Origin of the sequence: Anaerobiospirillum sp. NML120448 (genome assembly GCF_023050945.1) — a bacterium.
Classification (GTDB): domain Bacteria; phylum Pseudomonadota; class Gammaproteobacteria; order Enterobacterales; family Succinivibrionaceae; genus Anaerobiospirillum.
Genome location: NZ_JALKIM010000038.1, coordinates 1 through 23,144, shown reverse-complemented (window position 1 = coordinate 23,144; position 23,144 = coordinate 1). Strand labels below are relative to the sequence as shown.

The window sequence follows — 23,144 nt, the reverse complement described above, 5'->3', positions numbered from 1 at the left end:
TCAGTCTTGGGATATAGCTTATAGTTTAGTTAATTTTTAAGTAATAGGGCTCAATATTATAGCTTTTATATGATAGAGCGCAAATGTGCGCTTCTATGTATCTATGAAATAAAGCTCAAAAGCTATAAATAAGCCTGTTGATTGCTAACGAATGGAATAGTTTTGAGGTGAAAATAGTGAGGTAATTCTCACTATTTTGGCATAAGATGCATTGTTGCTAAGTTTTTAGTGTTAGTCTAAAAGGGAATTAAGATGTAGTTTTCTGCTTTTTATGTGGGTAATTTAGTACATCTGGACAATATCATTTTTGATCTGAGGTTTTTGATGAGCGAACTTGTTTCCAATCCGTTACTTAGTTTACAGGGCCTTCCAAACTTTTCTTTAGTAAAGCCTGAGCATGTATTAGATGCGGTAAAAAGTGCTATTGATAACAGTGTAGAGGTCATCAAGTCTGTGGTAAAAATCCACGAAAATGACCCAACTTGGGATAATGTCATGGCTCCTATTGAGGAGGCTGATGATAAGCTTTCTAAAATTTGGTCAGTGGTGTCCCATTTAAATGGCGTTTGTAATACTGAAGAGCTCCGTAAGGCTCACGATGAGTGCCTACCTTTAATGGCCGAGTATTCAACCTTTGTTGGCCAATATAAGCCTCTATGCGAGGTATTAAAGAAAATCAGTCGCTCTGATGCTTTTTCTTTATTAACTACTGCACAAAAGAAGTCTATTGAAAATTCTTTACGTGACTTTAGATTAAGCGGTATTGATTTACCAGAGGATAAGCAAAAGCGTTTTGCTGAAATTTCAGCAGAGCTTTCTCAATTACAGTCAAACTTTGCTAACAATGTATTAGATGCTACTCAGGGCTTTACTTTACATATTAGCGATGCTGATAAAGTAAAAGGCTTGCCACTACCACAACAAAAGCAAGCTCAAGCTGAGGCTAAAAAGCGTAATTTAGAGGGCATGGTCTTTACTTTAGACATCCCATCTTATCTGCCTTTTATGACCTATGTAGAAGACCGTGAGTTACGTAAAGAGCTTTATATTGCTTACGTTACTAGAGCCTCAGATCAGGGCCCAAATGCTAAGCAATGGGACAATCAAGACAACATTGAAAAGATCATGGCTTTACGTGCAGAAGAGGCTCAGCTCTTAGGTTATGACAGCTATGCCCATTTATCTTTAGCCACTAAGATGGCCCATGATCCTAAGGATGTAATCGACTTTTTAGTAGATTTAGCTAAAAAGTCTAAAGCTCAGGGTCAAAAAGAAGTTCAAGAGCTTAAAGACTTTGCTCACGAGCAAGGTTTAGAGGGTGAGCTTGAGCCTTGGGATGTAGCTTTTTATTCCCAAAAGCTTTGCCAAAGCAAGTACTCTTATGATCCTCAAGAGCTAAGACCTTATTTTGGTGTCAGCAAGGTAGTAGCTGGTTTATTTGAGTGTGCTCAGCGCCTCTTTAATGTTTCTTTCCGTCCTCGTTTTGGTGTTGATGTATGGCATAAAGATGTCAATTGCTATGACATTTATGATCGCTTTGGCTCCAAGATGGGTACCTTCTATATGGATCTTTTTGCCAGAGAAGGTAAGCGTGGTGGTGCCTGGATGGATGAGTGCATGAGCCGCCGTTATCGCTCTGATGGTTCTTTACAGTTGCCTGTAGCTTATTTAGTGTGCAACTTTACTCCTCCAATGAATGGCAAGGAGAGTCTGTTAACCCATGATGAGGTAGTTACTTTATTCCACGAATTTGGTCATGGCCTCAATCAATTACTAACTCGCATTGATATTGCTGATGTCTCTGGTATTAATGGTGTACCTTGGGACGCCGTAGAGTTACCTAGCCAATTTATGGAAAACTACGCTTGGCAAGAGGAGGTATTAAACTTCTTATCTGCTCATGAAAAGACTGGTGAGCCATTGCCAAAAGATAAGTTAGAGGCCTTAATTCGTGCTAAGAATTTTGAGTCTGCTATGGCTATGTTAAGACAGCTTGAGTTTGCCTTATTTGATTTTAGATTACACCTTGAGTACCAAGCACAAAAAGGTGCTCGTGTTTATGAGATCTTAAATGAGGTTAAAGACTTAGTTGCGGTAGTGCCTCAATATGAAAATGCTCGCTTCCCAGATAGCTTTAGCCATATTTTTGCAGGCGGCTATAGCGCTGGCTACTATAGCTATAAGTGGGCTGAGGTCTTAGCTGCTGACGCTTTTGGTCGTTTTGAGGAAGATGGCATTTTTGACCCTAAAGCAGGCGAGGACTTTAAGGACTATATCCTTGCTTGTGGTGGTGCTAGTGATCCTATGAAGGGCTTTGTTTCTTTCCGTGGCCGCAAGCCTCAGGTAGATGCTTTATTAAAGCAAAGCGGCATTAGCCAAGAATAAGATATCAATTTACAACCTAAAAATTAAAAAAGGCAGGCCCAAGGGCCTGCCTTTTTGCTGGCAATTCTCCCAGCTTACCAACCAATTGGCAAACCAATTGGTTTGCCCTCCATATGGCAGCCAGAGGGCTTGCCCCAAGGGCAAGCCAATTGGGCTGCCCATTGGCAGGCCTTTGGGAGTTGGTATTGGGGTTAGTAATAAACCCAGAAATCAACGAATAACACTATTAACCAAGCAAAATGGTGGATAGCACAGCCAATTAAAGTATATTTAAGCTCTTGTGCTACCTTAGTACCATCATTTACGTTAACAATGGTGCGATAAGTTGAGGTAGCTAAAGGAATTAAAGAGAGAGCTAAAATGCTAATTTCCCAGCCTTTATGAGAAACAAAGCAAGCTAAGAAAGAGCTGATAACCACACAAATAAATAAGAAAGCATGGTAAAAAGATGCTAAACGATAGCCTAGGCGCACGGCTAAAGTTCTTTTACCATTTAAAGTATCCTCAGCAATATCTCTCATGTTAGCTGTGTGTAATACCATTACAGAGCCTGCACCCACGCTAAAACATAACATGATGGCATCAGGATAAATTTCAAAGCCACTACCTGAGGCGTTGGTTAGCATAATCTGAGGGCCAATGACCGCAAGCACACCAAAGAATAAGAATACACTTACGTCACCTAAGCCACGATAACCATAGGACACACCTAAAGTATATAAAATAGCAGCTAAAATTGAGATCACACCTAAGAAGGCAAACCAAGCAAAAGCATGAGCATCATTGCCTAAGGTCATATAAACAGCACTAAGGCCTGTTACTGATAGTAAGATAGTAACTATGGCCATAAAGCGCTTTAAGCCATTAAGACTAATAGCACCAGTCATTACACCTCTAATTGGGCCTAAACGATTAGCACCATCGGCTCCTTTAAAGGCATCACCGTAGTCATTGGCTAAGTTAGATAAAATCTGAAGCAACATGCCAGTTACTATAATTAAGAAGGCAGCTGCAATATTGTAGGCGTTAACAGCACCATAATAGAAACCTAAACCGCAACCAACAGCGCAATTAGTGGCTCCTAAAAGTAAAGTTTGGGGGCGAGCCTCTTTAATCCAATCTTTGATCATTGATATTTTCCTTGTATATTGCAAGAGGCCTAACAGCCTGCAAAATTCCCTTATTTTAGCACTAATAGCGATCTACTGACATAGGGCAAGCTATATGGGGAATGGTAGTAACTTGGGTTAAATAGGCAAATAAATAGTAGAATTTTTAGTTAAATTAACAGAAAAATACCTTAAAAAGGCCATATATCTTGTATAATTCGGGCCATAAATATCGATAACTCATCACTATTGGCAATGCAAGTTGAAGGTGGGCTTTGGTATTAGGAGCTTAAAGCTACCATAGTCGTAGCTTAATATAATAAGCTAGGACAGTTAAAGATAGACTTGCAATTGAGGGGCGAATATGCTTTTTGATAATCCTGCGCTTCAGGCCTTAAAGCAAGGCTTTGATGCAGAAAAAGTTAAAAAAGAAGGTGTGGTTAGAGGAACTGAGCGTGGCTATGGTTTCCTTGAGGTACCTAACGAAAAAAACAGTTATTTTATTGCTCCTCAAGCAATGAAAAATGTCATTAGTGGTGATCGTGTCATTGCTGTTATCACCGAGGACAAGGAGCGCAATAAGAGTCAGGCGGCTCCTGAAACTTTAGTTGAGAGTGCCTTAAAAGATCATTTTGTGGGTCGTGTTTGCTTTAATAATAACAAGTTATCTATTACTCCAGATAATCCAACTATTAAGCAAATCTTCGTAGCTGATGATGAGCGTAGTGACAAGAGTGCTAAGCTCAATGAGGGTGACTGGGTTATGTGTACCCTCAAGCAGCATGCTCTTAAAGATAAGTTCTTTAGAGCAAGTATTCTTGAGTCTATTACCTCTAAGGATGATCCAACTACCCCATGGATAGTAAGCTTAAAATCTTTAGACCTTCCTTGTGAGTCTCCAAAATCAACCTCAGAGTTTAAGTTCTTAGAGGAATCATTCCCACGTGAGGATTTAAGCTCCTTACCTTTCGTTACTATTGATAGCGAAAAGACTGAGGATATGGATGATGCTTTATATATTGAGCGTGATGAGCAAGGCTTTAAGCTTTATGTAGCAATTGCTGATCCTACTGGTTACATTGATGAAAATTCCGATTTAGATAAAGAAGCCTCACAGCGTGCTTTCTCTATCTACTTACCTGGCAGAAATATTCCAATGTTGCCACGAGAGCTTGCTGATAATCTATGCTCTTTACGTCAAGATGAGGCTAGACCAACCTTAGTTGGTATTATCCGTGTACTAAATGACGGTACCATTGATACTAATGAGACTATTTTCAAATTAGCCATGATTAAGTCTCAAGGTAAGCTTATTTACAACTATGTCTCTGATTATTTAGAGAAGGGTGATACTACCAACTTCAATCCTAATGACACTATTAAGAAGGTCTTAGCTGATTTAGTTGAGCTTACTAAGGTTCGTGATAACTACCGCTCTAACGAGCTTGCTTCTTTTAGAACTCGTCCTGATTATGAGTTTGTGCTTACTGAAAGCGGCGCTTTAGATCATATTGAAGTTAATTACCGTCGTATTGCTAATCAAATTGTTGAAGAGTGTATGATTGCTGCTAACGTAGCTTGCGGTAATTTCTTAGCTCAGCACCTCAATACTGGTATTTTCAATACTCATACTGGCTTTGTTACAGAGGAGTTAGGTGATGTAGTAGAGTTATTAGCTAATAATGGTTTTACTACCACTGAAGAACAATTAAAGACTATTAGTGGTTTCTGTGCTGCTCGTCGCTACGCTAATTCTCTACCTGAGACTTATTTAGACAATATGATGCGTAAGCACCAAGAGTACTCTCAAATGATGATTAATCCAGGCCCTCACTATGCTTTAGGCGTGGAGAATTATGCTACCTGGACCTCTCCTATTCGTAAGTACGGAGACATGATTAACCATCGTTTAATCAAGTCAGTAATCTGCGATCAAGAGCATCCAAGAATGCCTGATGAGAATACCTTAATGGTGATGAACTTAGCCCGTCGTACCAATCGTATGGCTGAGCGCTCAGTTCGTGATTGGTTATACGCTGATTACTTAAGTCCTGATATTGAAAAGAAGACTGAATTTAACGGTGAGGTATTTGATATTGTCCGTGGCGGTCTAAGGGTTTGCTTAGTGGATAATGGTGCCTTTATCTTTATCCCAATGAGCTTATTCTGTGCTAACCGTGATGATGTTGAGTTTGATAACAACTTAGGTGTTATTCGCTTTAAGGGTGAGGTAGCCTTGAAATTAGGTGATGCCATTAAAGTTCGCATCGTAAATATTGATAAGATCAATCGCTCTATCGTGGGTGCTCCTGTAGCTTTACCTTTAGGTATGGAGCTAGCTAATGTAGATGAGCTTTTAGCTAGCCGTCAGCAGCAACAGCAGCAGCGTCGCTAGCGCAGCTAGCACTGCTAGCACCGCCAGCGCTGTTAGCGCAGGCAGTGCTGCTAGCGGTGCTACAGCCTAGCCTAGCGCAAGAGCGTTAAAATACAAAAAAGGGCCTTACGGCCCTTTTTTTGTATCTCTCCTATCCAAGAATAGCTTATCCTCACTCCAAGCCTTGCGACGTAATGCTTAGCAGGCCTAGCCTGGCTAGACCTGATCTGGCCAAATTTTGGCCAGAGGCTGGTTTGACGAGGCCAACATTCTCTAAGCTCGCCAGAAAATGCGGGTGAGACATAAGAGTACGGGAATAATCTCTAAACGGCCTAAGATCATGTCAAAAGCAAAGAGAATATGCAGACTGCCGTCTAGATTAGCAAAGTTATCGCTTGGACTAAGCTGAGGGCCCATAGCTGGGCCGACGTTGGATAAACAAGTAATAGTTGCGGTAATGGCATCAGTAATATTAAGGCCTAAGGCTGTAGCTGTTAGGCTAGAAATAAGCGCACATACAATATAAACAGCAAAGAAGGTCATAATGCTGTGAATAGTAGCAGCATCGATAGGGAGACCATTAAAGCGTGGGTAAATTACTCTATGAGGATGAATACTTTTAATCATCTGAGTGCGGAATAAGGATGCAAACACGCATAAACGGAAAATCTTAATGCCTCCAGAGGTTGATCCAGAGCATCCGCCTAAAGGTAGCAAGATTAAGAACAGTAAGGTAGCGATAGGATTCCATAAAGTAAAGTCCTCCAGCGCAAAGCCTGAGGTAGAAAGAACGGAAACTACATTAAAAGTTGCTACTCTAAAGGCCCTTTCTAAGTCATATTCATTTTTGAAATATAAAGTAGCTGTCACCATAAGGGACATAAAGAGGGTAAAAAGAAAATAGTATTTAACTTGTTGATCGCTAAATAACTTGGAAATATTGCCGCTGATGCCTGCAATAATCACAGTAAAAGGACAGCTAGATAAAAACATAAATACAATAGCGCTGTAATGGACAAAGTTAGACATGCCATTCATGGAGGCATCCGTAGGCATCATGCCTCCAGTAGCTACAGTACAGGCTGCTGCATTAATAGCCATAAAAAAGTCGAGGCCACCAATAATAAAGGCAATAGTACATAGTACAAAGGTGACTAAATACCAGCCTAAAATAGCCAAAGACATGGTTTTCATGTGAGGTGTGAATTTATTGCTATTTTCAAAATAGGTAGACTCAGTTTTGAAAATATTCATACCGCCCATAGCCACTTGTGGTAACACGGCTACAGCGATCACCACGAAGCCGATACCTCCCATTAGCTGTAACATAGAGCGCCATAGCAAAATAGCAGCTGGCCTATCATCTAAGTGATTAATGGCAGTGGCACCAGTGGTGGATAAGCCTGAGGCTGATTCAAAAATAGCTCCTGCATAATCTACATCAGGTAAGAGCACATAAATAGGAATAGCACTAATTAAAGTAATGGCTACCCATAAAGAGGCTGTAAATAAAAATAGCTCTCTAATAGTAACTACATATTGGCCTGCTTTTTTGCCAAGCCATGATAGGATTTTGCCTGCACTAAAGGCAATAACAATCATGACCACAAAGCTAGAGGCTCCCTCAGTGTTAGTAAATAAGGCATAGACCGTAGGGATCAAGCCTATGAACGCCATACCAATTAAGGATGGGCCTAATAGCTTAGAAACTGCGTAAAGATTAATAACCATAAAAGTGTTGCTTTAAAAATTCTGCCTTATGCCCTACATTCCTACTATCGTGCCTACACTATTTTTTTTGATAGCATGGCTCAATACAATTTAACTTAACCTGCAAAGAGTAGGAGCGGGCGCTATCAAGTTGATCCTACCAACGAGGTAGCCAGAATGGGCGTGGTTTAAAGAGTTTAACTAAGGCTCTCATTTGCATGCGATCAGTTAAAAAGACTACCACTCTATCCCCGTCTTCAAAGGTAAAGTTTTCATCAACTTTTAAGATAATCTTATCTCTAAGAGCCATACCAAAATGAACGCCAGTAGGGATGTTTAAATCTTCTATTTTTCTGCCTACCACATAACTAGATCTTTTGGTGCCTTGAACTAAAAGCTCAATAGCCTCAGATTGGCCTTGACGGAAGATACGCATTTTCTCCACACCCTCTTGTAAGATGTTAGAAAGTAAAGCCGAGATAATAGCTTCACGAGGAGAAATAATGGCATCAATCTCATTGCCTGATTGCGCAATATCCTGAAAAGAGGCCTGACGAATAATAGCAATAGTTCTAACTTTATTAAGACGCTGTACCAAAAGAGAGGACATAATATTGCTCTCTTCATTAGGCGCAGCAGCAACAAAGGTGTCTGTTTGGTAGAGCTTTTCTTCCATAATAAAATCGATATTGGAAGCATCTGCACAATAAAGTTCTACGTTGCTATCTCGTAAACGCTCGGTAATTCTCTGGGCACGCTTGGCATCTGGCTCAATGAGCTTTACGTTATAGCGCTGAGCTAAACGTAAAGCTAGTGCATCTGCAATGTGAGAGCCGCCTTGAATAACTACATTTTTACCATTAGGTTTAAGTGGAATCAGGGCTCCAATTAAATTTAAGGCACGAGTACGCTCACAGCAAAAGAAAATCTCATCGCCAATTTCTAAGTTCTTATTATCTAACTTAGTTAGGAGTTCACCATTACGATAAACAGCTAATACCTTACAGCGGCCATCATAGATTTCTAAATCAAGAATTTGTCCGCCGACCAATTTACCGCCATTGCTACAAGTTACAGAGGTAATGATAAGACGATCTTTAGCGAAGGTATTAATAGCATTAACGCCAGGTAATTCCATTAAATCAACCACAGCATCAGCCATAATACGTTCAGGCGAGATGATGTGATCAATAGGAATAGCGTGCGGGCCAAACAGTTTATCTTGCTCGTTTAAAAAGTCAGGTGCTCTAATACGGGCAATTTTACGAGGAATATTGAATAAAGATTCTGCTACTGAGCAAGTAACAATGTTAATCTCATCTTGAGGTGAGGTAGCTACTAAAAGCTCAGTATTGCTAGCACCAGCTTCTCTTAACACTGAAGGCCAAGTAGGATCACCTTGCACTACACGTAAATCTAGACGATTAGCAATTTGGGATAACTCTTCAGAGGGGCTATCAATCAAAGTAACGGCATGGCCAGCTTGAACAAGGTATTCAGCAAGCTCAACGCCAACCATGGTTGCTCCGATAATGATGATTCTCATAAGTGTTCTCTTTAATAAAATATTAACCAAGCTAGATTGCAAAAAACCACTAGTAATAGCTGGTGAGCTACTATGAAAAAAGAGCTAACAATCTTGCGATTGTTAGCTGTTAATTTCTTATGGCTTAATAATGCGAGCATAGAAGAAACCATCGCCTAAATGATCACCAGGTAGGCGTTGCAAGGTCTCATAACTATGGCCCTCAAGCTCAATAGGCTCTAAGATAGCCTCACTATGACGCTCTAAAAAGGCAGTTACTTGGTCTTGGTTTTCCTCTTTTAAAATAGAGCAAGTAGTATAAAGTAAGACACCGCCACTATTAAGCTTGTTATAAGCAGCATCCAAGATATTAGCTTGGATTTGGCATAGTGCAGCAATATCCTTTTGTCTTCTGAGCCACTTAATATCAGGGTGTCTTCTAATAACACCAGTGCCAGAGCAAGGAGCATCAACTAAGATACGATCAAAATTACCTTCAATCTTGTCTAACTCTTGGGCATCTAAAGCCATTAAAGTCACATTATCCATGCGGTTTAAACGGCTTAAGGTGGCTTTGGTTTGCTCTAAACGAGCCTCATCTACGTCTAAAGCTACCACTTGGCTCTTAGGGGATAAGTCCAAGATATGGGCTGTTTTGCCGCCTGGGGCACAACAACAGTCTAAAACTCTTAAAGCAGCTTCACTATCAAGCTTTAATAAAGGGGCTGCTAATTGAGCAGAGACATCTTGAACAGTACAAATGCCATCGTTAAAGCCTGGAATATCGAAGACATTAGTAGCATTTTCAAGGCGTACGGTACTTGGACAAATATCAAGTGGGTAGGCCACAATATCCTGCTCTTGAAGACGATCAATAAAGTCCTTAGTGCTAATCTTAGAGTTTTCTACTCTTAAGAATAATGGGGCCTTTTCGTTAGAGTTAAGCACAATAGAACGAGCTTGCTCTGCTCCATAAGTGGCTTCTAATTTATTGTAAAGCCAATCTGGGAAAGAGAACTCTACGGCATTGTTGCTAGTATGTACTAGCTTGGCACCTTCTCTTAAGAAACGACGCAAAATAGCATTTACTAAAGAGGTAAAGGACTTTTTACCTACATCGCCACAGGCACTTACAGTAGCTGCTACTACGGCATGTGCAGGAGAGCGCATAAAGACAATTTGGTAAAAAGCGGTGAGCAATAGTGCTGGCACAATACGATCACGCTCAGTGATCTTAAAGTCAAACATTGGCTTTAAGGTGCTCATTAACAAGCGACGATGTCTTAAAGTGCCATAAACAATTTCTTTAATAAAAGCTGTATCGCGGCTATCAAAATCAGCACAGAAAATAGGAAAAGCCTCGCTAAGAGACTGGCCCTCTTCTACAGCCACTACAATTTTGGCGGCAGCAGCACGAGATTTTGCTCCTACAGCTTCTGTCACGTGCTTGTGGGAGTTTTTAAAGCGTGGACGTTTAAAATTAGGCAAAACACTTACCTCTTACAAATAAATCTTTCTTAGAACGAGCAAAATCACCAGCACTAACACGGCCCTTGCCTGGAGCTTGAATGGTTTGTAGTAATAAACAGCCCTCGGCACACTTAACTGTAATGCCCTCACTTGAAACTTGTACAATAGCTCCATTTTCAAGATCATCAATCTTACCTAAGAGGGCAACTTGCTCAGCGCTAAGCTCTTGAGCTAGAAAAACCTTATACACTACCTCATCAAAAGTAGTGGTAGCCACAGGCCAAGGGTTTAAACCTCTAACCTGTAAGGAGAGCTGCTTTGCACTGTGATTAAAGTTAAGAGGACTCTCATCTTTTGAGAGTTTCTGGGCATAGGTAACCAGAGCACTATCTTGTTTTTGAGGCACCAACTCTTGAGCTAAGATTTTAGGCATAGCTTCAACTAAGGCTTGAGCACCACAAGATGCAAGACGCTCAAATAGAGTTCCTGAGGTGTCTTGGGTGGTGATCTCAATTTCCTTTTTATACAGCATATCGCCAGCATCTAACTCTTTAACAATTTGCATAATAGTCACGCCTGTTTTGTCTTGACCACTAAGCAATGCTCGTTGAATAGGGGCAGCACCACGCCATTGTGGTAGTAAGGAGCCGTGTACATTGATGCAGCCTAAACGAGGAGCATTTAAGATACGCTCTGGCAAAATTAAGCCATAAGCAACTACTACCGCTAAATCTGCTTGTAAGCTTTCAAATTGAGCCTTATCAGCTTCTTCTTTGAAGTTTACTGGGGTGAAAACAGGAATATTATGCTCCAAAGCTAAGGATTTAACAGGACTTGGAGTTAGTTTATGGCCACGTCCTGATGGTCTATCTGGCTGAGTATAGACAGCAATAATATTATATTTAGCCTCAATTAAGGCTTTGAGATGCTCGGCAGCAAAATCAGGGGTGCCAGCAAAAATAATCTTCTCAGACATTAAACACTCATCCTTACTATACCTAAACTATCAAGCACAAAAGTCTATAAGCACACTCTTATTCTAAGATTAAGGGCAAGTAGCAGGTATTGACAATGGGGCCAGAACGGCTATTAGATGTTGGAGACAAGTGCCTGTTAACTTAGGCACTTGTAAATAAAGGAAATTAAATAAGCATCAGGCTCTGTAGGCTATATCTAATTAAGAGTTGTTCTTTTGCTCTTTTTTAAGTTGTAGCATCTTCTTAGTGACACGATCACGTTTTAAGCTGGACAAGTAGTCGACAAACAAATGACCTTCTAAGTGATCTATTTCGTGTTGCATACAAATAGCTAAAAGATCATCAGCCTCATAAATATGGGTATTTCCCTCAACATCTTGGGCTTCAACTTTTACTTTTTCAGCACGAGTTACTACATCGTAATATTCAGGGACAGAAAGACAGCCTTCTTTGTACTCAGTAGTGCCACTCTTTTCTAAGATCTTAGGATTAATAAGCACTAATGGGTGATGCTCAATAGCATTGCCCTCATTGTCGTAGTCACAGATGTCAATTGTAACAACACGCTTGCTAACACCAATTTGTGGAGCTGCTAAGCCTATACCATCATAGTGGTACATACTGTCAAACATATCTTGGACAAGCTCTTTAAGCTCATCATCAAAAACAGTAACCTCTTTGGTTGGTTTTCTTAATCTATCATCTGGATAGATTACGATTTCGCGAATTGCCATTGAACAAATAAAACCTCGAAAAAATGAAAGTCTAATCTTAATTTTACCACGCTTGTAGATTAATGTGCGTTTGCTCTTATCTGTCTGAAAAAACCTAGCCAAGTTTTAGGGGTGCTAAGAGCGTCAAAGGCTGGTATCATACGCATCCCTTAAGATGACTACTTAAGCGTGGTGCTAGTTAAAATATTAAGAAACTAGCCATATTACAAAACATTGCTAAATACAAAGTCTTACAAATGCAGCATCAAGATCTAGTTGTAAGTGAGGATAGTACCTCAATACAAAATTCATTAGGATTGATAACTATAAATACAATGTCTTTGTCTGAGACTCAACAAGAGTTAGATGGCTATGTAGCTGAGCGTCATTTACCAAAGCTCACTAAACCATCTAAGCAAAAAAGACATGACATTTTAGCCTCCTCTAGTAGCAAAGTAGACTATAAGATAGCCACTCACAGCCAAGCCCAATGGCCCGAGCCTAAGCTCGAGCCTGAGCCTGAGCTAGAGCCTAAGCTCGAGCCCGAGCAAGCCCAAGGGCAATGGCAAGATCCAGAGCAAGCACAAGAGCACGAGCCTGAGCAAAGGCAAGAGCCAGAGCAAAGGCAAGAGCCTGAGCAAGCATCCGTAGGTAGCGCCAAGCTTATTTTAGATAAGCTCATTAACAACTCCCAAGAGCAAGAAAGTGGTGACTTGCTAATGGCAGTTCTAGGCGTAAAAGATAATGACTATGGTAATAATGCAGCTGCTGATGCTGGTACAGTTGTGCCTGCTGACGCAGCAGCGCCATTTGGCGCTGTACCTGATGGCACAGTACCATCAGCTCTAGTAGCTGATGGTGCTGCCATCTTGGGGAGCGAGGGGCCTGAGCTTAGTGCTGAGGATTTGGAGCGTTTTAGCAAAATGTCGCTTAAAGAGGGCGATCTTTGTCCTGCTTGCTCTCAAGGAACCTTGGTCTTAAGAAAAAATGATAAGGTGCAATTTTTAGGCTGTTCTTGCTATCCAAGTTGTAAAATGCGCTATTTTACCGCAGCATCCAGTCCTGTTAGTACCTTAAAAATTTTAAAAAGCTTGTGCCCTAAATGTCAGTCTCCTCTGGCAGTTAAAAAGGGACGCTATGGCTTGTTTGTCGGTTGCAGTAATTATCCTGATTGTAATTACACACACAAAGAAACAGAGCAGGAGCAAGCTATCAGCTGTCCTATTTGCTCTAAAGGCACTTTAGAAAAACGTAGAACCTACAATGGCCGTATTTTCTATGGTTGTAGCCATTATCCTAAGTGTAATTTTCTCCTCTCAGGAGTGCCTGTCTTAAGGACATGTAAAGAGTGTGGTTTTCCTTTAAGCTTTAAAAAGAAAGTTAAGGCAGGTATGGCTTTAGTTTGTGGTAATACTTTGTGTTCCAGTAGGCGTAAACGCAAATATGAGCTAATTGAGCCATAGGTTTTACGTGATATAATCGCGCTAAAAGTTGTTATTTGTTTTTTTAAACTTTGGAGAGCACTATGTCTGAGCAATTTGCCGTCATTATTATGGGTTCAGATTCTGATTTACCTTTAGTTAAGAACACTTTAGATGTGTTAAAAGGTTTTGATATCAAGTTTGAGGTTAGAGTAGCCTCAGCTCATCGTACCCCTGACGTAGTATCAAATTATGTTCAAGACGCAGAGCAGCGTGGTGCTGCTGTATTTATTTGTGCAGCTGGTTTAGCCGCTCACTTAGCTGGTGCCGTAGCAGCTCGTACCACCCGTCCAGTAATTGGTATTCCAGTTGATGGCGGCCCATTAAATGGTGTAGACGCTCTTTATTCAACTGTTATGATGCCAGGTGGTATTCCTGTAGCTACTGTAGCTGTAGGCAAGGCTGGCGCTAAGAATGCTGGCTATTTAGCAGCTCAAATCATGGCCTTAGCTGATAAGGACTTAGATAATCGTGTTAAGGCTAATCGTCAGCAGGCTGCTCAAGAAGTTATGGATAAGGATGCCAAGCTTCAAGAGTCTTTAAAGGCTTTATAAATTAAACTAAATTATTAGTTCTCAACATAAGGGGCTATCCTAAATTAAGGATGAGCCCTTTATTTTTGAATGTTTTGTCGTATTAATTGAGATGCAATCATGGATGTAGCACAAAAAATTGCTCATGGGGCGCATATTATTAGTCAAGGAGGGGTAATTGTCTGCCCAACCGAAGGAGTATATGGTTTATCGGCCTTAGCTAATGATAGTAAGGCTATTGAGCGCATTATTCAGATTAAACACCGTGCTCTCAATAAAGGCCTAATTATAGTGGCCTCAAACTTAACTATGCTGCAAGGCTTAGTTGATTTTACTAAGTTAAATGATGAGGCTCATAAATTATTACAAGAAAAGTGGCCAGGACACGCTACTTTTATTTTGCCTGCTACTAGCAATGCCCCTCAAATACTTACTGGATCACGAGATACCATTGCCGTACGCATCAGTGCTTTTCCTTTGTTGCAGAGTTTATGCGACCAAGTAGGTGGCCCTATTGTCTCTACTAGTGCTAATGTCTCAGGCAGTGAGCCTTTAAAAACTTTAGAGCAGTTGAATTTAGCTTTTGCCCATGAGGTGGATTATATTCTTGATGAACCATGCCAGGGTTTAGCTAAACCAAGCACCATTTATGATGCATTAACAGGAAAAGTATTGCGCTCCTAAGGTTTTTTGAACTAATTTGGTGCAAGGTCATCGCCATGCATATTTAATCTTATTTAGGTATGCCACAATAATTAATCTTAACTAATTATTGGTTTTACCTCATTAAGGAGAGTGCTTCTTGCCCTAGATTAAGATAGGGTCTTGGGCGCTACTAATATTATGACTTTTAAGCTTGCTGTCTTTGGTAATCCTATTGAACACTCTTTATCTCCCTTAATTCATCAGCACTTTGCCTCACAATATGGCCAAGATATAACTTATGAGCGTATCTTGGTTGAGCATACTTTTGCTCAAAAAGCCGATGAGTTTTTTTCAAGTGGTGGCTTTGGCTGCAATATCACAGTACCTTGCAAGTTAAATGCTCTTGATTATGCTACCGAGTTAACTCCAAGAGCTAAAATCGCTCAAGCGGTAAATACCCTTAAATTTAATGGTTTTGTTAATCAAAAGCCTCAATTTTTGGGTGACAACACTGATGGCGCAGGCTTTTTTCAAGATTTAAAAAGGCTAAATTGTCCTTTAAAAGGCTCTAATATTTTAATTTTAGGCGCAGGAGGTGCTACTAGAGGTATTTTGCCAAACCTTATGGATTATCGCACTAAGGTTAAGTCCATTACTGTAGCTAATCGTACTACTGCTAAGATTCGTAAGATCTTTGAAAACTTACAAGAGCAGGTGGATACAGGCGCATTTTTAGAGCTCAAGGCCAGTAACTATGAAAGTTTAGAGCCAGATATGCATTTTGATGTCATTATCAATGCTACCTCTTTATCCATGAATAATGAACTGCCAAAGATTCCACCAGAGCTCTATAGTCACGCTCAATTCGTTTATGATCTTTACTACACTAAAGATGGTTCCACCATTTTTACTAATAAGGCACGCTCTTTAAATGTGGAGCATTGTTATGATGGTCTTGGTATGTTGGTAGGTCAGGCTGCTCAATCTTACGAGTTGTGGACAGGAGTATTGCCTGATACTGAAAATACTATCAACTATATTCGCTCTGTTTTACAGCAACAATGAAAAAGCTATTTATTCATTTATCAGAAGAAGTAAGCCCAATAGTTAACGACTCTTATGAGTGCTCGGTAGGTTTTCTAAAGCAGCATGCTCAAAAGACTGATCACCTGTCATCATTAGGCCAAGTTATTGGTTTATATGAGGACTGGGTTGCGGTAGGGGTTAACCATCAAGAATACGCCGAGCTTTTACAGCTAGCTAAAGAGGGTGCTAAGCTTATAGCTAAGCATGGTGTACAGAGCTTTAATACTAGCAGTTATAGCTCTTATTATGGCTTAGATGATGCGCTAATTAGCTTTGATAAAGAGGGCGCAGGCTTAACTTTGTTAAATCAAATCAAGATGAAGCCTTTGTTGCTAGATTTTGAGCTACTCTCTTATAGACAACGCCTGTTAAGAGGGGGCAGACAAAAAGAGCCTGTAGCTCGTGCAGTTATGAATGGTCTAGAAGACGGTGCTTTGGTGTTTGACGCTACAGCAGGGTTAGGACGTGAGTCTATGATTTTAGCTCACGCTGGCGCTAAAGTAGTGTCTTTTGAACGCCAACTTCCTATCTGGATCATTTTAAATGATGCTCTCAAGCGTGCCCAAGGCTCACGCTTTTTCCCTTTTACCTTGCCAGTATTAAGTCCCATTGGAACGATTAAAGATTACAGCTTGGCTCTAGCAGGTACTGATAATCATAGCTTGACGCTTGCAAATGATCTTAATAACGCTCGTCCTGAGGTCATTTACTATGATCCTATGTTCCCTGAAAGAGAGAACTCAGCCCAAGTTAAAAAAGACATGTTCGTCTTCCAGCAGGTTATAGGTGAAGATAAGGACATTATTGAGTTTTTAGAATTGGCCTTAGAGCTGGCGGTAAAAAGAGTAGTACTCAAAAGACCTAGTTATGCTCCGCCATTAGCTGTTGCAGGCCTTGAGCGAAGTTATTTTGTCGATGGTGGTCAATGCCGCTTTGACTGCTATGTCCACTAACAAGTAAAGGCCAGCCCCAGGCAAGCTTGCGCTTGCCTGACCTGGCCAGGGCTTGCCTTGCAAGCCTGGGCCCTGGCCCATGGCTTTTGGCCATAGCCATGGCCATTGGCCATGGGCAGGGACTATTCTGGAGTAATGTTCTCAAAGCCAAAGCCTTTGAGGTAGTCGTGGGCTTGTTGATTGCTAATGAGATATCTTATGAATTGTTGGGCCAGGGCATTATTTTTACTTTGCTCTAATAGCACTACATAGTATTGAATATCTGAATGCCAACTACGTGGTACCTGGTAATAAGAGCCTGGAGTCTTATTGTTAATTGAGGCAATTAATGGCTTGCTAATTAAACCACATTGGACATTTCCGTTTGCTACCATAGAGTATACTTGGTACTCATGATCGCTTTTATAAACTCTATCTTTAATCAAGCTTATCTTAAAGTCATTGCGCTTGACTACTTGATTGCTCGCAAAGCCTACAGGGGTTAAATTAGCCGATGCTATAGCAAAAGAGGTAATTTTCTTTCGTTCAATTAAGAGTCTTGGATCATGGCCATTTAGTAATTTAGGATCGGCTGACCAGAGTACTAAAGGAGAGCGGGCAAAAGGATACATTGAGCTACCAACAGCTTTTTGCGATCTAATCAAACTAATAGGAAGACGCTCATCTGAGGATAAAATTACATCACACAATAAGGTAGTGTCATTATTAGGGGCATTAGATATTTGGGCATAAAGCTCATTGGCTGTAGCAAAATGGGGCTCAAATTTAACTTTAGAGTGGTCTTGTAAAAAATTGAGCGCCTGATAGAGCTGAGGTACAGCACATACTTTAATTGGGTTGTTATTTTGAGCCTGGGCATTAAGAGGCAAGCTAAGCGCACTAAGTGCAAGGCAGCAAAGAGCGCACTTTAAGTAAAATTTTCCCTTTAGTGCTAAAGGGGTACCCAATAATTTAATCATAGCCACAGTTATGCCCTCAAAGACTTAAAGAAGTGCTTATTTAACTATATGTTTTTCGCATTGTATTAAGCGTTCAAACAGCTCAGTAGGAGAACCTGAGGTTCTTAACTTATCTGCAAAGCCTTGCTCGTTGAGCAATAATGATAGTCGTCCTAAAAGATTTAAGTGAGTCTCGCCATCATCTGGACTGGCAAGTAAAAACACTAAATCACATTTGCGACCATCTAAAGCTCCCAAATCCAAAGGTTCATCTAAAGTCGCTACTACTACTGTAGCTCGTCTTACTGATGAGGACTTGGCGTGAGGTAGGGCAATGCCCTCGGCAATGCCACAAGGGCCAAGAGCTAATCTGGCTTTAAGATCTTGCATATAATCAAGCTCAGAGGTAATAGCATTAACTTTAGCCAGTTTCTGTACCAAAGCCTTGATTAAATCATCTAAATTGCGAGCTTGTAACTTAATAATCATAGTGCTTTCATCAAGACAATAGCGCAACATAAAGTGTTGCACATCGTTATTATCATTACTAGAATCAGCTTTTTGATTTTGTCTTAAGTATTGTAGGTTATTAAGAATATTACGATAGAAAGCACCATTTAATTTGTAGTACATACTAAAAATAATAATAGCGCTACAGCCTAATAACACTACAGTAGTAATAGCCCAATTCAAGCTAATGGTAGGTACAATGTTTTCAGCTGCGTTAAAGTGAGTTCCTAAAGAAATAGCTCCGCCGTAAAAGAAGAAAGCAATCAAAACACCTAAGTGTTTAGCCATAGAGCGCACTGCAAAGATAAGCCCATCAGTACGCAAGTTAAACTTAAACTCACCGTAGTCTACAGTATCAATAGTCATGGAACTTACAGCCACACGGCACAATCCTATACAACCACTACCTATAAACATACAGCAAGCAATGAGAGCATAGAATAAAGAGTTATTAGCTGTGGTAATGCAACTCATAATAAAGGTAACCATGGCAACCACTACAGAACCATTGAGGATCCATGAGCGTGGAGTATGGCGAGCAAAGCTTTCAAAAGTAGCCATGAAAGCACATTGAATTAAAGCAGCTGCAATAATAATGAAATATAAGTTGCTGTGTTCTAGTAGCTGCTGATCTAAAAATGAGTTGATTAAGGCACCAAAGATTAGACCTGCCATAGTATTAAGCAAAATAGAACAGCTAAATAATACTAAAAGCTGATCATTGCTAAAGATAATGCGGCTCATGCGTTTTACTTGCTTAAAAGGATTAATCTTTAGCAGGTTTACATTTAATACTTTAGCAAAGGAGCTATGGTTGTTAGTTACATTTAAGCCCTCATTAGCATTAGTGGAAATTTGATCGTAAAAGTCACGAGCATTTTGGGCTTGATTGTAGTTAGTATGCTCCATCATGTAGCTGTTATAAAGATTATCTGCCTTGCCCATATTAAGGTCACTTTGATAGTTAGTAGCAGCTGTATCTTTATTTTCAGTGCTTAAAGATGGTGGAATAAAGTGGCTTGGCAGATGGTTTTGATCTAAAGATGAGGTTTTTAATAAGAACACATAAGCTGCTTGGGAGCAAATTAAAATTACAGCACTAATTAAGCATATAAAAACATAGCTGATATCTTGTATGTTTAAAAAATCGGATACTCCACTGAGTACAGGAAGAACACCAATAGCTAAGATTTGACTTCCTAAAACGTTAGACATACTAGGAATAGCAGCCATAGAGTCACGAGTGGCTACATTGGTGTTAAAAATAGATAAAGTAGCCCATGAAGGTACGTCAATTAAGAAATAAGAGCATGACCAAATAATATAAATAACGCTTAAATAAAAATAGCGAAAATCATAAGGGAATTGATCAATGAGGCAAAAGCCAACAATGGCAATACTATTGATAATAGCGCCAATAATAATGTAAGGCTTATATTTACCAATACGGCTTTTAGTATGGTCAACCAAAGTTCCAAAAAAAGGGCACAATATGGCACCAAGGACATGATGGCTCAAATATAAAATTCCTAAGAAAGTAATAGAAATATTGAGCACTTGGATGCAATATAAAAAGATAATGCAACTAACAAGTCCGTATACTAAATCTTTTCCAAAGCAGCTAAATCCATAGACTAAGCGATCTCTTAGTCCAACGGATATGTGATTTAAACCGTACATATTAAGATAGCGAAATTTTTTAGATTATTCTTTTTTAGGCTCTGGCCCTAAAAAAGTTTGTTTAATAAGAGCAGCTTACCTATCCAGCATTAATTCTTATAGCCCTTTTTCTTGTACCTTTAAAAGGATAGATTGATTTTTATATCCTTAACAGACTATGGGAAATATTGTTTAGTAAAAGGCTATATGGTGCTAAAGAGATCAGTTGGTATAAATAAAATACCGTGATTAAATTCTATATTTTAGCAAAGTACACTACTAATTTAGGCTGTTTTTTGACAAAAGACACAAAACTTCTAGCTTTTTTTACTTAATAAACAAAAAAACAAAAGGCCTCACTATGATGTTGGCAAAGATAGTGAGACCTTGGTGCTAATAAAGCTGATAATGCATTAGCTAATATTATTTTTTAGGCTTCTTGGTAGGGCGTTGATAGTTAGCTTTGGTAAAAGCATGGGCACGGGTGACAATTAAGCAGTTAGCAGGAACTGTTTTAGTTACTGTAGTGCCAGCACCTACGGTAGCGCCATCTTCAACTGTTACAGGGGCTACTAATTGAGTATCAGAACCAATAAAGACATCATTGCCTATAGTGGTACGGTGTTTGTTGGCTCCATCGTAATTGCAGGTAATAGTGCCAGCGCCAATATTGGTGCCTGCGCCGATATCACTATCTCCAATATAGGTTAAATGTCCTGATTTAGTGCCCTTGCCAATATTGCTGTTTTTAACTTCAACAAAGTTACCCACATGAACATCATCTTCTAAAACATTACCAGGGCGTAAACGAGCAAATGGGCCTATAGTAGTACGCTCTTTGAGCTGTGATTTTTCCATAATAGTGTATGGAGAAATAATGCTGCCATCGCCGATAGTAACATTATTGAGTACACAGCCAGTGCCAATTACTACATTGTTACCTAAAGATACTTTACCCTCGATAATAACATTAGTATCAATAAAGCAGTCTTGACCAAACTCAAGCTCACCCCTGACATCAAAGCGGCTAGGATCGGCTAAGGTTAGGCCTTGCATCATATATTGTTTGGCTAGATTTTGTTGGTAAATGCGCTCAATAAAGGCAAGTTGAACCTTATTGTTAATACCCTCTAACATATCAACATTGTTAGGATCAGCTTTAATTGGGCATACTCTCTTGCCATCTTTAACTAATAGTGAAGATAGGTCGGTAAGATAGTACTCGCCTTGGGCATTGTTATTACCAATTTTGCTCAAATAGCTACTGAGAGTAGAGCTGCGACAAGCAATCATGCCTGTATTGATTTCTCTAATAGCTTTTTGCTCAGCTGATGCATCCTTTTCTTCAACAATACCAACAAAATTGCCTTGCTCATCCTTAATAATACGACCATAGCCAAATGGATTTTTAGGCTCAGAAGTTAATAAGGACAATTCACAGCTTTCAAGGGCGGTTAAAAGTTTTTCTAGTTCAACTTTAGGAGTAAGAGGGGTATCGCCATAGAGAATAATAACTTGGCTATCAGCACCTAATTTAGGTAGGGCTTGTGCTACGGCATGGGCTGTACCTAACTGTTGTTCTTGAATGCTAATAGTGATTTTTTCTTGAAGAGGTGAGTCTAGTTTGGTTAGGGCCTCTTGAACCTTGGAGGCTTGATGGCCTAAAACGAGGTGAATTTTAGCTGGATTCAACTCATTAGCAGTTTTAATTACATGAAATAACATTGGAACACATGCCACAGGATGTAATACCTTTGGCAATTGTGAGTTCATTCTCTTGCCCATTCCTGCTGCTAATATAATAACCTCAAGAGCCATAACCTCTCCTTAAATGAATTGTTAGGAAAATAATGCGTTCAGCATAGCACCAATATTTGTTTTTGTGTTGCAAAGATCTATTCATTAACAAAAAAGCATTCTAATGGTAATCATTAGAATGCTTCTTTAACTAATCTTTAGGCAAAGCTTTTTCCTTTTTATCTTTTTGGTAAACAAAGACCATTAAGATTAAGGAAGCAATGATAAATGGAATACTTAAAAGCTGACCAACATTAAGCGCCATATTGGTTGAGTAATCAGCCTGCTCAACTTTAAAAGGTTCAATAATAAATCTAGCACTAAAGATAAAGAACAATAGCAGAGCCAAGAGCATGCCTTGAGGTCTATTCTTCCACCAAATATAGAGGCTAAGGAGAATAATAAAGGTCATGAAGTAGGCAAAAGCTTCAAAGAGCATAGCTGGATAACGGGCAAAGTCCTCACCAAGGCGAGCAAAGACCACACCTAAAGAGCTATCGGTTGGCTTACCTAAAATTTCTGAGTTCATGAAGTTGCCCAGACGAATGAAAGTGCACACCAAGGCTATAGGCACACAAATCATATCGGCAATATTAAAAAAGCGATATTTGCCCTTAGATCTCCAGATAAAGATAGTAAAAGCGACAATAACACCAACAGTGCCGCCATGGCTTGCCAAACCGCCCTGCCAAATTTTTAAAATGTCTAAAGGATGGGATAAATAGTATTCTGGCTCATAAATTAAACAATGACCTAAACGGGCACCAATAATAGTTCCTAAAAACACATAGACTAACATCTTATCGAGGTCTTCTGTGTTGTATTTGGCCTGTTTAAACATGGCTATCATCATAAAGTAGCCAATAATAAAGCCGCCAGAAAATAATAAGCCATACCATCGGACAGTTAAGAATCCGATCTGAAAGGCAATAGGATCGCCATCCCAAACAAACATAATTGTCTACCGCCTGAATAGATTAATCTTGGGCCTAAATTATATTGTCAGTTACAAGAACCAGCTGACTTTTAGGCAGTAATAAGAAAAATTTCGTTCAATTGTTTAGTCAAAGCTTAATTGCTATCACATAAGCGCAAATCTAGTAATTACAACGCAAGCTAAAACACAATTTAATTTAAGCAAGTTTGTTATAACGCAACTTGGGGAGATGGTTTTTAGCATTTTTTTATAAAACCCCACGCATAGGCCATTCTGAGTAAGGACGGTAACATACAGGGAACAAAAGCTCCCACCACGGTTTACCCAAAGCTTTTAATATGG

The 23,144-nt window shown here is 39.7% G+C and carries 17 protein-coding genes; 7 read left to right on the top strand and 10 right to left on the bottom strand.

Annotated elements, in window-relative coordinates:
• Nucleotides 1-324 precede the first annotated feature (324 nt).
• Nucleotides 325-2,385 (top strand): oligopeptidase A, encoded by a 2,061-nt coding sequence (prlC, locus tag MXE38_RS07585; RefSeq protein ID WP_246913646.1) that lies wholly within the window; start codon nt 325-327, stop codon nt 2,383-2,385.
• 191 nt (nt 2,386-2,576) lie between these two features.
• Here the strand turns inward: prlC and menA are convergent, their stop codons facing one another.
• Nucleotides 2,577-3,515 carry a 1,4-dihydroxy-2-naphthoate octaprenyltransferase gene (gene menA, locus MXE38_RS07580; protein ID WP_246913645.1) on the bottom strand — a complete coding sequence of 313 codons (939 nt, stop codon included), beginning with the start codon at nt 3,513-3,515 and terminating at the stop codon, nt 2,577-2,579.
• Between the two features lie 343 nt (nt 3,516-3,858).
• On the opposite strand from menA, the gene MXE38_RS07575 reads away from it, so the two are divergent.
• Nucleotides 3,859-5,889 carry an exoribonuclease II gene (locus MXE38_RS07575; RefSeq protein ID WP_246913644.1) on the top strand — a complete coding sequence of 677 codons (2,031 nt, stop codon included), beginning with the start codon at nt 3,859-3,861 and terminating at the stop codon, nt 5,887-5,889.
• 252 nt (nt 5,890-6,141) lie between these two features.
• On the opposite strand, the gene MXE38_RS07570 is transcribed toward MXE38_RS07575, so the two are convergent.
• The 5 genes from MXE38_RS07570 to def form a co-directional block, all read right to left on the bottom strand.
• The gene (locus tag MXE38_RS07570) at nt 6,142-7,599 is read right to left on the bottom strand and encodes a potassium transporter TrkG (RefSeq protein ID WP_246913643.1); all 1,458 of its coding nucleotides are present in this window, start codon (nt 7,597-7,599) and stop codon (nt 6,142-6,144) included.
• 136 nt (nt 7,600-7,735) lie between these two features.
• On the bottom strand, nt 7,736-9,124 hold the full coding sequence (gene trkA, locus MXE38_RS07565) for a Trk system potassium transporter TrkA (protein ID WP_246913642.1): 1,389 nt from the start codon (nt 9,122-9,124) through the stop codon (nt 7,736-7,738).
• Nucleotides 9,125-9,241: 117 nt separating this feature from the next.
• A complete protein-coding gene (gene rsmB / locus MXE38_RS07560) occupies nt 9,242-10,591 on the bottom strand; it encodes a 16S rRNA (cytosine(967)-C(5))-methyltransferase RsmB (protein ID WP_246913641.1) in 1,350 nt (449 codons plus the stop codon).
• Nucleotides 10,584-11,549 (bottom strand): methionyl-tRNA formyltransferase, encoded by a 966-nt coding sequence (gene fmt, locus MXE38_RS07555; RefSeq protein ID WP_246913639.1) that lies wholly within the window; start codon nt 11,547-11,549, stop codon nt 10,584-10,586. Before fmt ends, rsmB begins: the two co-directional genes overlap by 8 nt.
• A 201-nt stretch (nt 11,550-11,750) precedes the next feature.
• Nucleotides 11,751-12,284, bottom strand: a complete 534-nt coding sequence (gene def, locus MXE38_RS07550; RefSeq protein ID WP_246913637.1) for a peptide deformylase — start codon at nt 12,282-12,284, stop codon at nt 11,751-11,753.
• A gap of 314 nt (nt 12,285-12,598) precedes the next feature.
• Between def and MXE38_RS07545 the strand changes: the two genes are divergently transcribed.
• The 5 genes from MXE38_RS07545 (at nt 12,599) to MXE38_RS07525 (ending at nt 16,961) form a co-directional block, all read left to right on the top strand.
• Entirely contained in the window at nt 12,599-13,726 is a 1,128-nt protein-coding gene (locus MXE38_RS07545; protein ID WP_246913635.1) for a type I DNA topoisomerase, read from the top strand.
• A gap of 62 nt (nt 13,727-13,788) precedes the next feature.
• Nucleotides 13,789-14,298 carry a 5-(carboxyamino)imidazole ribonucleotide mutase gene (gene purE / locus MXE38_RS07540; protein WP_246913633.1) on the top strand — a complete coding sequence of 170 codons (510 nt, stop codon included), beginning with the start codon at nt 13,789-13,791 and terminating at the stop codon, nt 14,296-14,298.
• 99 nt (nt 14,299-14,397) lie between these two features.
• Nucleotides 14,398-14,961, top strand: a complete 564-nt coding sequence (locus tag MXE38_RS07535; protein ID WP_246913631.1) for an L-threonylcarbamoyladenylate synthase — start codon at nt 14,398-14,400, stop codon at nt 14,959-14,961.
• 159 nt (nt 14,962-15,120) lie between these two features.
• Nucleotides 15,121-15,987, top strand: a complete 867-nt coding sequence (gene aroE, locus MXE38_RS07530) for a shikimate dehydrogenase (RefSeq protein WP_246913629.1) — start codon at nt 15,121-15,123, stop codon at nt 15,985-15,987.
• Nucleotides 15,984-16,961, top strand: a complete 978-nt coding sequence (locus MXE38_RS07525; protein ID WP_246913627.1) for a class I SAM-dependent methyltransferase — start codon at nt 15,984-15,986, stop codon at nt 16,959-16,961. Before aroE ends, MXE38_RS07525 begins: the two co-directional genes overlap by 4 nt.
• 122 nt (nt 16,962-17,083) lie before the next feature.
• Here MXE38_RS07525 and modA read toward each other — a convergent pair whose 3' ends face one another.
• The 4 genes from modA to lgt all read right to left on the bottom strand — a co-directional run bounded on the left by modA (nt 17,084) and on the right by lgt (nt 22,820).
• Nucleotides 17,084-17,920, bottom strand: coding sequence for a molybdate ABC transporter substrate-binding protein (gene modA / locus MXE38_RS07520; RefSeq protein ID WP_246913625.1), 837 nt, complete (start codon nt 17,918-17,920; stop codon nt 17,084-17,086).
• Nucleotides 17,921-17,956: 36 nt separating this feature from the next.
• Nucleotides 17,957-20,089: an MFS transporter gene (locus MXE38_RS07515; RefSeq protein WP_246913624.1), complete on the bottom strand. Its 2,133-nt coding sequence runs from the start codon at nt 20,087-20,089 to the stop codon at nt 17,957-17,959.
• Between the two features lie 402 nt (nt 20,090-20,491).
• The gene (glmU, locus tag MXE38_RS07510) at nt 20,492-21,886 is read right to left on the bottom strand and encodes a bifunctional UDP-N-acetylglucosamine diphosphorylase/glucosamine-1-phosphate N-acetyltransferase GlmU (RefSeq protein ID WP_246913623.1); all 1,395 of its coding nucleotides are present in this window, start codon (nt 21,884-21,886) and stop codon (nt 20,492-20,494) included.
• 130 nt (nt 21,887-22,016) lie between these two features.
• Nucleotides 22,017-22,820, bottom strand: coding sequence for a prolipoprotein diacylglyceryl transferase (gene lgt / locus MXE38_RS07505; protein WP_246913622.1), 804 nt, complete (start codon nt 22,818-22,820; stop codon nt 22,017-22,019).
• Nucleotides 22,821-23,144 lie beyond the last annotated feature (324 nt).